Here is a 12,176-nt window from a genome sequence, read left to right on the forward strand (position 1 = left end):
ATTTGCCAACGGTGATCGTTAGCATTTTAATGATATGATTAATTTCCCGCTAACCATCTCGCTTCATTGGATATTTTGCGGGCCGGAATTCGGGTTCGAGTTAACGCAAACTTGTCTCCCGCCGTGGCATTTTATTGCTCGGCAAACCGTTGTTTCGCTAGGAGCGGGCCCGCGTGGGGGCAGGAGCGAGAAAAGAGTTCGAAAGGCAAAAACCCTTTGAGCAGGGGTTCATTGCGGACGAACGCGTCGCGTCCAGATTGGCCGATATGGCGCATGTCGAGCCCTACGAGCCGCGTCCCGGCCCGGGGCCGAACGAGCTGCGCGTCCTTTATCGCGAGGAATCGCAGGCGAAGCGGCGGCGGGAAGCCAGGCCCGGGCTTTGGATGGCCGTCGCCATCTATGTGCTGTTCTCGGCGACGGATCTGCTGCTGATACCGGATGTGGCGCTCTACACGATCACGGCGCGCTTCGCCGTCGGCCTGACCGCGCTGCTGACGCTGGAGGGCCAGCTTCGCCGCGGTGTTGCCACGCAATGGCTCGACGTGACCTGCGCGGCCGCAATCATCTTTGGCTATATCGGCTGGCTGTGGCCTACATCCTGGGGAGCCGACCGGGAAACCGTCGCCTACTACATGGTGTTCGGCACGATCTTCATGATGAGCGCCAACCTCTTTTTCACATTCAGCTTCAAGCTTTCGATCATCACGTCGACCATAATCCTGTGCATTCTGTACGTGGTAAATTATTTCGTGCCTGCTTCGCTGACGTACAAAATGGTGTTCGGTACCTTCTACGTCTCCTGCTTCACTTTCACCTCCTATGTGAACTGGAAGCTGAACGAGGAGCGCTACAACGTCTTCCTCAACGCGCTCGAAGCCAAGATCCAGCACAAGGAGGCGACGGAGCGCGGCAAGGCATTGCTGAGACTATCGCGGACGGATCCGCTGACGGGCCTGGAGAACCGCCGCGCGATCGACGAGAAGCTGCGCGAATACTGGAGCGACTGGCAAAAGCTCGGCAACCGTTTCGCGGCGATCCTCATCGATGTGGATTTCTTCAAGAAGTTCAACGACTGCTATGGCCACCAGGAGGGCGATCGTTGCCTGATCCATGTCGCCAACGCGCTGGGCGAGCTGGTCACGCGATACAACGGCTCGATCGGGCGCTACGGCGGCGAGGAATTCATCGTGCTCGCCCGCATGAACGACAAGGAACAGGTCGCCGCTCTCTCGGAAGCCATTTGCCGCACGGTGGAGGATCTGGCGCTGACGCACGAGCTGCGGCGCGACGGCACCTCGATCGTGACGGTGAGCGTCGGCGCCGCCTTCACCAGGACGCAGGCCGGCGCCAAGCTGGAGAAGATCATCCACGAGGCCGATCGCGCGCTGTACCTGGCGAAAGCCGGCGGCCGCAATTGCGCGCGCCTGTTCGACCCGACCGATCCGCAGAGCAGCGACGAGAGCGAGAACATCGCGGCCTTGCTCAAGATCGCAATCGACAGGAATCTCGTCTCCCTGGTCTATCAGCCGATCCAGGAAATAGCCTCGGGCCGGGTCGAGGCCGTCGAGGCGCTGATGCGCCTCAAGATGCTCGACGGCATTCTGGTTCCGCCGAGCCTGTTCATTCCGGTGGCCGAACGCACCGGCGCCATCCTGGAGCTCGGCCGCTGGGCGATAAGGACGGTGTGCACCGACGTCCTTGCGCATGACGAAGTCCGCGTGGTCAGTGTCAACGTGTCGCCGATCCAGCTCAAGACGCCCGGCTTCGCGACCTCCGTCGCCGGCATCCTCGGCGAAACCGGCGTGGCCGGCAGCAGGCTTGCCTTCGAGATCACCGAGGGGCGCGAGCTGGAGATGGACTCCGACATCCTGCGTTGCATCAGCGACCTGAAGCTCCTGGGCATCAAGATCTGGCTCGACGATTTCGGCACGGGCTTCGCCGGCCTGTCATGGCTGCGCCTGATCGATTTCGACACGGTCAAGATCGACCGCTCGTTCCTGCATGACTGCGGCACGCCTAAGGGCATGGCCATGCTCCAGGACATCATCGCGCTGGTCCGCAACCGCGGCCACAAGATCCTGGTCGAAGGCGTGGAGACCGACGAGCAGATGGCCCTGATGCGCGAATTCGGCATCGACAAGGTCCAGGGCTACCACGTCGGCCGCCCGATGCCCGCCGCAAGCTTCCAGGCAAAGCAGCAGGTGCAGAAGCGCCCGTTCACGGTGCTGAAGTCGGCGTGATACGGCATTCGAATTGAAGCCGCAGGTAAAGGCATTTCCGAGATCGAGTCTAAGGCGCGGGCGGGGGAGCAGTTTCTCCTTGCTGCCTCCAGCCGCCTGTCCCGAACAGTTCGGCAAGGTGGTGGTCGTGGTTTGAGGCGCGCTTGCCTGTTTGCAGGCTGCTGCCCCGCTCAGCACGGGTTAATAGGCCGCGGCCGAGCCGGGTATAGCCTGAAGGCGCTCGATGTCCTGACGGGGCGGGGCGCCGAACAGGCGCCGATATTCGCGGCTGAACTGGGACGGGCTGTCGTAGCCGACCGCGAAACCGGCCGTGCCGGCGTTGGCCCCGTCGGCCAGCATCAGCCTTCGCGCTTCCTGCAGGCGTAGCTGCTTTTGATACTCGAGCGGGGTCATGCGTGTGATCGCCTTGAAGTGGGCGTGAAGCGACGACGCGCTCATGCCTGAGGCGGCGGCAATCTCGTCGATTCGCAACTGCGTGTGGAAGCCGTTGCGTATCGTGGCGATGGCGCGGCTCACCTGGTTCAGGTGGCTGTCGACGGTTCCCATTTGACGAAGCGTTGCGCCATGCGGACCGGTGAGCAGACGGTAGAGGATTTCGCGCTCTACGAGCGGGGCCAGGACATCGATGGTCTCGGGGCTATCGAGCAGCTTCACCAATCGGCATGCGGCATCGATCAGGTCAGGATCGCTTGGATAGACGGCAAGCACGGGCAAGTCCTTCTCGGAAGAAACCCGCTGCTCGGTCACAAGCAGGTCGGCAAGTGCCGCGGGGTCGAAGTCGATCTTGCAGCAAAGATATGGCGCGGCCGGACTGGCCTCGAGAACATGGCCGACCAGAGGCAGGTCGACCGAAACAAGAAGATAGCTCGATGCATCATAGACCACGCTCTGGCCGGCCAGCGAGACGCGCTTCGACCCTTGGGCGATTATGCAAAGCGAAGCTTCATAGACCGCCGGCACCGGCGCGCTGGGATGGTCGGCGCGAATGAGCGACAGCCGGTGCACAGCGGTGCCGGACATGCCGGAGACCGGTGCGAACCGCGAGATCAGCTGAGCCAGGTCGGCAATTTTGTTCATGCTGCATAAATCTGCATCGCGCGCAATGTTGCAAGGCTTGGTCGGCTTATTTGGAGGATCGTGCAAACTCTTTGGACGATTACGCTACCGCTCTCCGCCTTCGCGCCACCATTTTTCGACCCGTCACCCGCAAGCGAAAAGGAAACGATCATGACGGGACTGAAAGACAAGGTTGTATTGATCACCGGCGCCTCGAGCGGCATCGGCGAAGCGACGGTTCGCGAGCTCTCATCGGCGGGCGCCAGGCTGTTTATCGGCGCCCGACGCGTCGAGCGTCTGAAGGCGCTGGCCGAGGAAATCGGTGAACGGGTCGCATGGCGCGAGTTCGACGTAACGGAGGCTGAGAGCTTCGATGCGTTCGCCGATGCCGCGCACGCCGAATTTGGACGGATCGATGTGCTGGTCAACAATGCCGGCGTCATGCCGCTGTCGCCGCTTGCCGCGCTGAAGCGCGATGAGTGGGCGCGCATGATCAACGTCAACATCTTCGGCGTGCTGAACGGGATCGCTTCGGTGCTGCCGCGATTCGTCGCGCAGAAAAACGGGCACGTCGTCAACGTGGCGTCCGTCGGCGCGCATCTCGTGCTGCCCACTGCGGCGGTCTACTGCGGCACCAAATATGCAGTATGGGCGATCACGGAAGGCCTGCGCCAAGAGCATGACGACATCCGCGCCACGATCATCTCGCCCGGCGTGACCGCGACCGAACTGGGCGACGACATCAGCGATCCCCAGGTGGCCGCGGCTTTGAAGGAGTGGCGGCGGAAATCACTTACGCCGGACGCCATCGCCCGCGCGATCCGCTTCGCCCTCGAACAGCCCGACGGCGTCGACGTCAACGAAGTGATCGTGCGCCCGACGGCAGCAAATATGTAGACATTCGTCTGCCAAGATGCCGGTTGTCAGTGAATGACGGGCAGGCCGGCCTGAACGCCGGCCTCCTCCAGCCCTTGAGCTCAAGCAGCCTTGACCTTCAGCTCTTCCTCGCCGCGCACCATCCTGGTCACGCCGGCGAAGTCGAGCTTGCCGGAACCGAGCACCGGCACTTTCGGCACGACGCGCACCTCGGCCGGCACCATCAGGTCCATGGCGCCATTCGCCTTGGCGAAGGCGAGGAAGTCCGCGCGTGTCGCGCCGGCAGCCTCGGTGATAAGGATGAGCTTCTCGCCCTTGCGCGCGTCCGGCACCGTCGCGACGGCTGATGGCGAGCCTTTCCACAGTTCACCGGCCAGCGCCTCGACCGCGGCAAGCGAGACCATCTCGCCGCCGATCTTGGCGAAGCGCTTGGCGCGGCCGCGGATCGAGATGAAGCCCGCGTCGTCGACGGTGACGACATCGCCGGTGTCGTGCCAGCCGTCCTTCACCGGCTCGATCACGCCGGGGTTTTCGGCGCGCAGATAGCCGGCCATGACGTTCGGGCCGCGCACGAAGAGCCGGCCGCCCTCGTCGACGCCGGGCACCGGGTCCAGGCGATACTCCATGCCGGGCATGATTTTTCCGACGCTGCCCGACTTGTTGTACATCGGCGTGTTGATGGCGATCACCGGGGCTGCTTCCGTCACGCCGTAGCCCTCGAGAATGCGCAGGCCGAACTTCTCCATATAGGTGGTGCGCGTCGCGGCCTTGACCGGCTCGGCGCCGGCGAAGCAATAGCGCACCGAGCGGAAATCGTAGGGGTGCGCGGTGCGCGCATAGCCGGCGAGGAACGTATCGGTGCCGAAGATGATCGTCGCGTTCGACCCGTAGATCAGTTCCGGCACGATGCGGTAGTGCAGCGGCGAGGGGTAGAAATAGACCGGCACGCCCGAGATCAAGGGCAGCACCGTTCCCGCCGTCATGCCGAAGGAATGGAAGATCGGCAGCACGTTGAACACTTTGTCGCCCGAGTGGAAGTCGATGCGCGAGGCCGCCTGGGCGGCGTTGGCCAGGATGTTGCGGTGGGTCAGCACCACGCCCTTTGGCGTGCCCTCCGAGCCCGAGGTGAACAGGATCGCGGCCGGATCGTCCGCCTTGCGCGCCACCCGCGGCGTCGTCTTGCGCAACAGGCCGAGCAGCTTGTCCTTCAGGCCGATCGTGGCGCGCAGGTCGTCGAGCCAGACGATGTCGACCGAGCGGCCGATCTCCTCTATTACTGGCCCGAGCTTGGCCTGCTCGACGAAGGCACGGGAGGTGAGCACGGTCTTCACCTCGGCCGCCTTGCAGGCCGATAGGATGTTGGCCGCACCCGCGGTGAAGTTGATCATCGCCGGCACCTTGCCGGCCGACATGACGCCGAGCAGCGTCGCGCATGAGCCGTTGGCGTTGGGCAGCATGATGCCCAGCGTCTCTTGTCCCGCATAGAGATGCTCGAACTTCTCGCCGAGCACCGCGGCGGCGGTGAGCAGCTTGCCGTAGCTCAGCGAGCCGGTGACCGGATCCTGCACGGCGAGTTCCTTCATGCCGCGCTCATGGGCCGTCTCGATGATCTTCTGAAGCACTGTCTTGTCGATATTCTGGGTGCGGAAGACGAGGTCCGACATCACCTGGTAGAGCGCGGAGCCAGCCGCGGCCCGGCGCTGGCGCCCCTTCAACTCCTGGGGGACTTCGAGCTTCACCGGCTCCAGGATGGTCACCTTGACCTTCGGGAACAGGCGATGCCGCACATGCTGCGAGGTCAGCCGCGAGAAGTAGCTCTTCTCCAGGCCCTCGATGCGCACCGGCACCACCATCGAGCCGGTCTTGTCGGCGACCATGGCGGCGCCGTCATAGACCTTCATCAGGCCGCCGGTGACGGTGATGCGGCCCTCCGGGAAGATGACCAGCGGATCGCCGCCCTGCACGATCTTGATCAGCGTGCGGGTCGACATCGGCTTCGCCGGATTGAGCGGCAGCGCGCGGGCGAGCTTCATGAAGGGCTTCATCCACCAGGCCTGGGCGATCGTGTAGTCGATGGCGAAGACCGGCTCCTCGTCGGTCAGCGTCAGCGCCAGCGGACCGTCGAGGAAGCTGACATGGTTGAGCGCCAGGATCGGCGCCTTGCCGGCCGCCTTGAGATTGTCCAGCCCCTCGACCTCCAGCCGCAGGAAGGCGCGGAACAGGATCGAGACGAAATCGCGGAAGGGATTGGTCGGCAGGAATTTCAGCATCAGCCAGGCGGCAATCGCGTTGGCGACGACGAGGCCGAACAGGATGCCCGCGATCGAGACGCCTGCCGCCTGGATCGCGGCGACAAGGATGCCGCCGACCGTCATGAAGCCGGCATTGACGATGCTGACCGCGGCAACGACTCGGGCGCGGCGCGCCTCCGGCGACCAGGCCTGCACGGCGGCGAAGGTCGGCACGACGAGGAAGGCGGCGGCAATGGCCATGCCGGCGAGGTCGATGGCCACACGGATGGTGTTGGGGCCGGCGAAGAAGGTGGCAAGCGTCTCGGCCTGGGGCGAGGGCTGCATGCTGCCGATGGTCCAGGCCAGGTGCAGCCCGAACAGCGCCATCAGCGCGGTGCCGACCGGCGCGGGCAAAAGCACCATGCGGCCTTGCGACATCCAGGCTGCGATAGCCGATCCGATGGCAATCGAGACGGCGAACACCGCGAGATAGGCGGTGACGGCGATCTCATTGCCGCCGAGTGAATCCTTGATCATCGCCGGCAGGATCGAGAGCACGATGGCGCCGACCAGCCAGAACCAGGAGGTCATCAGGCCGGCGCGCCAGATGCGCGTATCGGTGCGCAGGTCGGCGACCTGCCGCCAGGTCGAGCGCAAGATGTTCCAGTCGATGGTGAGGTTGGGAGCAGCCGAACCGGTGGACGGGATGTAGCGGCTGACGAACCAGCAGCCGGCGGCCAAGGCCATCATGATCGGCCCGAACACCGCAACGCCGATGCCGTCGGCTGAAACGACGCCGCCGGCAATCGTGCCGCCGAGGATCGCGGCGAAAGTGGCCGACTCGATCCAGGCATTGGCCTTTGGCAGTTCCTTGCGCTCGAGATGGTCCGGCAGGATGCCGTATTTGATCGGCCCGAACAGCGCCGAGATGATGCCGAACATCAAGAGCGCCGTCATCAGCACCGGGATCGATGACAGCGCGATGCCGACGACGGCGACGGCGGCCGCGGCGATCTCGGTGAATTTCAGCCGCCGCGCGATCAGCGCCTTGTCGAAGCGGTCTGCGATCTCGCCGCCAAGCGCCGAAAGCAAGAGGAAGGGCGCCATGAAGACAGCGCCGGCCAGCGTCACCAGGGACGCGGCCTGATCCTTCGCCAGCGTGAACAGAATGAGGAACACCAGCGTGTTCTTCAGGAAATTGTCGTTGAAGGCCGAGAGGAATTGCGTCCAGAAGAGAGGCGCGAAGCGCCGCGACATCATCAGATGGGTGTTCATGGCAATTTCCATTGGGCAAGTCTGGCTGGCAATCCGATTGGACTGAGCGGACACTTGCGCGGTTTGAGCCTCGTTGTATCAGGAAGAGGTTAAACTTCGTTACTGCGGTTCAATCCGATCCATTTGTTTCTTGGTCTTGGCGCATGGAATCTGTCGTCCATGATCGGCTTCCAGGCCTTCCAGCCACTCGACTGCTTGCGGGCTTGGTTGTCTGCGAGCATCGATATGATCCTTTCGTTTCAGCATTAGGCCGGATCGGAGACGGCCTGTTTCAGGCCGGATCGGAGACGGCCTGTTTCAGGCCGGATACAATCCAATGAACATTGTTCATAATCGCAGCATAGCACATCTTGAACGACGTTCAAGAGCAAAATGAACAGCGTTCACGGATCGAACTGTTGAATGACGACATGCTGGATGCGAGCTTCGCGCGACCGGGCCTTCAGGAGAACAACGGAACGTTAGACAAGCTCTCGATTTTCCGGCGAATGGAGCTACACCAGCCGGCCGCAAACGGCTATCAATCGTCGCGAAGTCATGCTTCGGGGTGGTGAGAGGCGCGCGGCTTGCAGCTGGATTTGAAAACAGTCGAGGCTTTGGCCCCCGATCAGGCCTCGCTTGGCGCAGCCGCCAAGCTGACCAAGCGATCGAACTGGCCCAGGCTTGAAGCGCATGAACAGCTGCCGCTGATCTGGGGCGAATGCCAGGGCTCGGGCTCCAACCCCTACCGGGTCGCGTTCGACACCTCCGACCACGGCTACAAATGCACCTGCCCGTCGCGGAAATTTCCGTGCAAGCACATTCTGGCGCTGGCCTGGATCGGCGCCACGGCACCCGACAGCTTCACCCGCGTCGACCAGACGCCCGATTGGGTGAACGACTGGCTCGGCCGGCGCCGCAAGCCAGGGCAGCCGCCAACCCAAGCGCCAGCTCGCGCGGAAGGCAAAAGCATAGACGAAGCATCGCGGCCGGAAGAGGCACCTCCTGTTGAGGACGCCGCTGCGGCCGAACGCCGCGAGGCGGCGCAGCGTAGGCGGGCGGAGGACACGCGCAGCGCGGTCTCGGCCGCGCTCGACGAGCTCGACCAGTGGATCGCCGACCAGTTGCGGCTCGGCCTGGCCGGCTTTGTCGATGCCTCGAGCGAGCGCTGCCGCCGCATCGCCGCACGGCTGGTCGACCTGAAGGCGACGGCGCTCGCCGGGCGCATTGACGAATTGCCCGCGAAGCTGATGGCGCTGCGCGGCGAGGAGCGGCCGGACGCCGCGATCCGCGAGCTGGGCAAGCTGGTGCTGCTTGCCAAGGCCTGGCGCGCGGCACCCGATGATGCCGAGCTGAAACGCCTGGTCTCGGCATCGGAGACGCGCGACCAGATCCTCGCCAACCCCGATGCCGTTCAGGTCGAGAGCGACTGGGAGGTGCTTGGCGAAAAGATCGAGACCCGCCGCGACGGCCTCGTCAGTCACGCGACCTGGCTGCTCGACCTGAAAAGCACGACGCCGCGATTTGCGGTGCTGCTCGATTTCTTCCCGGCTTCCGCCGGACGGCGCTCCGGCGCCTTCGCGGCGGGCGACCGCTTCAGAGCGAGGCTGGTGTTCTATCCGTCGCGCAATCCGCTGCGGGCGCTGGTCGCCGAACGGCTGGGCGACGTGGCGCCCGGCGCGTGGCCGACATTCGTCCCGGATGCAGCCGGCGATCCGCTGGCCGCCTACGCCGCCTTCCAGGACGGCGCCCCATGGCTGTCGGACTGCCCCATCATCCTGCCCGCCGGCGCGATCGCGTTGGACGAAAAGGACGGCGCCTGGTGGCAGGCGGCAAACGATCCGCACGGCATCGCCTTGCCTGTCGCCGGGTCCGTCCACCAGACCTTGCTCGGCATCGATCTCGCGGCGACGGCGGCGCTCTGGAATGGCGCCAGGCTCGAGCTGCTGGCCTCGCAAAGCAGCATCGGGAGGCTCGATCTGTCATGAACGAACTCGACCAAGCAGGGCTGGCGCGGTTGCGCGACGGCTGGATTTCCGGCGGCGCCATGTTCGAATTCGCCCCGGTCGAGTGGAAAGAGGTAGCCACCGCTTTCAGCCCGGACGAGCAGGAGCGGCGGCTGTTGGCCATCGCCGGGCAGGCACTGGATGTCGCGCTCCGCCCCGCGGCGCCGAAGAGCTTGAAGCGGCGCCCGCCGCTGCCGGTGCTGGCCTTGCCGATGCTGCCTGAACGCCTGCGGCCGTTGCTGCGTGCCGCATTGAAATATGCGGCCGATGCAAGGCTCAAGACCCGCGTGGCCACGCTCGTCGCCAGCCGTGGCTTCGTCACCCATCCGATGGACTGGATGCCGGCTGCGTCGGATCAGAATGGTCCGGAGGTCTACGCTCCCTGGGTCGACTGGCAGGCGGGCGCGGATGGCGAAAAACAGCTCCGCCGCGAGCATCTGACGGCGGAAACCTGGGATGATTTCTATCCCGCCGCGCGCCGTAGCGCACTGATCGATTTGCGGCGCTCCGCACCCGCCTTGGCGCGGGCCCTTATCGAGACCAAGGGAGCGAGCGAGCCCGCCGAGGTCAGGCTTGCGCTCATCGAACTCATGCGCTTCGGCCTTGGTGCCGATGATGTGCCATTTCTGAAGAGCCTGTCCGCCGATCGCTCAGGAAAGGTGCGCGAAATGGCCGGCCGACTCCTGGCAAGACTGGGAGAACGTAGCATCACTGAAGGCCAAACCGAAGATCCGGCGATCGAGCTATCCGCTTTCATCGAGGAAGGCAAATCCGGTTTCATCCGCCGCCGCTCCACCTACGCGCCGATAAAACCCAAGTCACAGGCGCAGCAAGCACGTCGCGCCGACTTGTTCGCCACCTGTTACTTCGGCGATCTCGTCGGCCACTTCGGCAAGACGGAGAGCGATTTCATCGGCGCATGGCAGTTTGGTGTCGATGACGGCGCCGATCTCTTTCTGGTTCGAATGGTCGCGGCGTCCGGCGGCGACGCGGCGGTGGCCTCTCTGGCGGATCTGCTTGCCGCAGCCGGCGGCAGGCTGGCGATTCTCGGCCTCCAACTCACGGCGCGTTTGGACAGCGGCAGGAAGCGTGTCCTGATTAGGCAGATCCTGAACGACGCGCAAAATCTGGCCGCGCTCAACATGGTCGAAGGCGCTGAGGCAGGCTGGCTGGAGTGGGGCGACCTTGCAAAGGGCAAGACGCTTTCCGCGTTGCGATCCGCCGTCTCGGGCGACAACGACGTCGTGAAACGAAACGCCGAGCAGTATCTCGAAGCCATAGGCTTTCTGGCCAGTCCGGCGACGGCCGAAAAATTGATCAGCGAGGTCGTCGCCGCCGGGCTGCCGCCTGCATCCCCATCGCTTAGCCTGTTGCGCCTCAACGCGGCGCTGGGCGGAAATCCAACCAGATGATCAACCCGGAGAAGATCGCATGAACGCAGCCATCCGCCTTCCGGCCGAACAGGTCTACGCCGCCGAACTGCAGGCGCTGGCGCGCGGCGACGACCGGCAAAAGCCTGCCGGCTGGAGCCTGTCGCCGAAAGCCGTGCTCACCTATCTGATGGGCGGCAAGGCGAGCGACGGCACGGTGATTTCGCCGAAATATGTCGGCCGCCGGCAATTGATGGAAACGGCGGTCGCCACGCTCGCGACCGACCGCGCGCTGCTTCTGCTCGGCGTTCCCGGAACGGCAAAATCCTGGGTCTCGGAACATCTCGCCGGCGCCATCATGGGCAACTCGACGCTGGTCGTGCAATGCACTGCCGGCACCGACGAGAACCAGATCCGCTATGGCTGGAACTATGCCCAGCTCCTGGCAAAAGGGCCGAGCCAGGAAGCGCTGGTGCCGACGCCGCTCTATCGCGCCATGCAGGACGGCAAGCTCTGCCGGCTGGAAGAGCTGACGCGCATGGGCTCCGACGTGCAGGACACGCTGATCACCGTGCTGTCGGAAAAGATGATGCCGGTGCCGGAGCTGAACACCTCGATCTATGCCCAGCGTGGCTTCAACATCATCGCCACCGCCAACAACCGCGACAAAGGCGTCAACGAGTTCTCCTCGGCGCTGAAGCGCCGCTTCAACGTCGTGGTGTTGCCTTTGCCGGACGATATGGCGGAGGAAGTCTCGATCGTCTCCCGTCGCGTCGGCGAGATGGCCGGCGGGCTGGAGCTGCCGGTGCCGAAGAATGTCGGCGAGGAGATTGCGCGAGTGCTCACCATTTTCCGCGAGCTGCGCTCGGGCGCAACCGCCGACGGCAAGGTGACGCTGAAGACGCCGTCGGGCTCGCTCTCCACCGCCGAGGCGATCGCCACCATGGTCAGCGGGCTCAGCCAGGCGGCATGGTTCGATGACGGCAAGCTGCATGCCGAAGGCCTGGCGCCGAGCCTGGTCGGCGCCATCGTCAAGGACCCGGTGCAGGACAAGGTGGTGCTGGAGGAATATCTGGAGACGGTGCTGAAGAAGCGGCCGGACTATGCCGGCTATTATGCGGCGCTCAACGCGGCCATCTGAAC

At 64.3% G+C, this 12,176-nt stretch carries 8 protein-coding genes; 6 read left to right on the top strand and 2 right to left on the bottom strand.

What is annotated here, in order from left to right; genetic code table 11:
* Positions 1-266: 266 nt before the first annotated feature.
* Positions 267-2,240, top strand: coding sequence for an EAL domain-containing protein (locus tag EJ068_RS24090; RefSeq protein ID WP_127251667.1), 1,974 nt, complete (start codon positions 267-269; stop codon positions 2,238-2,240).
* A 180-nt stretch (positions 2,241-2,420) separates the two neighbouring features.
* Here the strand turns inward: EJ068_RS24090 and EJ068_RS24095 are convergent, their stop codons facing one another.
* Positions 2,421-3,317 (bottom strand): AraC family transcriptional regulator, encoded by an 897-nt coding sequence (locus EJ068_RS24095; protein ID WP_129554903.1) that lies wholly within the window; start codon positions 3,315-3,317, stop codon positions 2,421-2,423.
* Positions 3,318-3,467: 150 nt separating this feature from the next.
* Here EJ068_RS24095 and EJ068_RS24100 point away from each other — a divergent pair, with 150 nt between their 5' ends.
* Positions 3,468-4,193, top strand: a complete 726-nt coding sequence (locus tag EJ068_RS24100) for an SDR family oxidoreductase (RefSeq protein WP_127251665.1) — start codon at positions 3,468-3,470, stop codon at positions 4,191-4,193.
* Between the two features lie 80 nt (positions 4,194-4,273).
* Here EJ068_RS24100 and EJ068_RS24105 read toward each other — a convergent pair whose 3' ends face one another.
* Complete coding sequence (locus EJ068_RS24105) at positions 4,274-7,678, bottom strand: acyl-[ACP]--phospholipid O-acyltransferase (RefSeq protein ID WP_127251664.1); 3,405 nt, start codon at positions 7,676-7,678, stop codon at positions 4,274-4,276.
* A 350-nt stretch (positions 7,679-8,028) separates the two neighbouring features.
* Here EJ068_RS24105 and EJ068_RS24110 point away from each other — a divergent pair, with 350 nt between their 5' ends.
* The 4 genes from EJ068_RS24110 to EJ068_RS24125 are packed head-to-tail and all read left to right on the top strand — an operon-like array spanning position 8,029 to position 12,174.
* The gene (locus tag EJ068_RS24110) at positions 8,029-8,232 is read left to right on the top strand and encodes a hypothetical protein (RefSeq protein ID WP_126078700.1); all 204 of its coding nucleotides are present in this window, start codon (positions 8,029-8,031) and stop codon (positions 8,230-8,232) included.
* A 24-nt stretch (positions 8,233-8,256) separates the two neighbouring features.
* Entirely contained in the window at positions 8,257-9,645 is a 1,389-nt protein-coding gene (locus EJ068_RS24115) for an SWIM zinc finger family protein (RefSeq protein ID WP_245463212.1), read from the top strand.
* Complete coding sequence (locus tag EJ068_RS24120) at positions 9,642-11,075, top strand: DUF5691 domain-containing protein (protein WP_126078698.1); 1,434 nt, start codon at positions 9,642-9,644, stop codon at positions 11,073-11,075. The genes EJ068_RS24115 and EJ068_RS24120 overlap by 4 nt, the downstream gene beginning before the upstream one ends.
* A 19-nt stretch (positions 11,076-11,094) precedes the next feature.
* A complete protein-coding gene (locus tag EJ068_RS24125) occupies positions 11,095-12,174 on the top strand; it encodes an AAA family ATPase (protein WP_126078697.1) in 1,080 nt (359 codons plus the stop codon).
* Positions 12,175-12,176 lie beyond the last annotated feature (2 nt).

It is taken from the genome of Mesorhizobium sp. M2A.F.Ca.ET.043.02.1.1 (assembly GCF_003952405.1).
In the GTDB taxonomy this organism is placed as follows: domain Bacteria; phylum Pseudomonadota; class Alphaproteobacteria; order Rhizobiales; family Rhizobiaceae; genus Mesorhizobium.

Bases quoted from the DNA above. Each gene is read 5' to 3' on its own strand.
- EJ068_RS24090 (WP_127251667.1), top strand. From the start codon at position 267: ATGGCGCATGTCGAGCCCTACGAGCCGCGTCCCGGCCCGGGGCCGAAC.
- EJ068_RS24095 (WP_129554903.1), bottom strand. From the start codon at position 3,317: ATGAACAAAATTGCCGACCTGGCTCAGCTGATCTCGCGGTTCGCACCG.
- EJ068_RS24100 (WP_127251665.1), top strand. From the start codon at position 3,468: ATGACGGGACTGAAAGACAAGGTTGTATTGATCACCGGCGCCTCGAGC.
- EJ068_RS24105 (WP_127251664.1), bottom strand. From the start codon at position 7,678: ATGAACACCCATCTGATGATGTCGCGGCGCTTCGCGCCTCTCTTCTGG.
- EJ068_RS24120 (WP_126078698.1), top strand. From the start codon at position 9,642: ATGAACGAACTCGACCAAGCAGGGCTGGCGCGGTTGCGCGACGGCTGG.
- EJ068_RS24125 (WP_126078697.1), top strand. From the start codon at position 11,095: ATGAACGCAGCCATCCGCCTTCCGGCCGAACAGGTCTACGCCGCCGAA.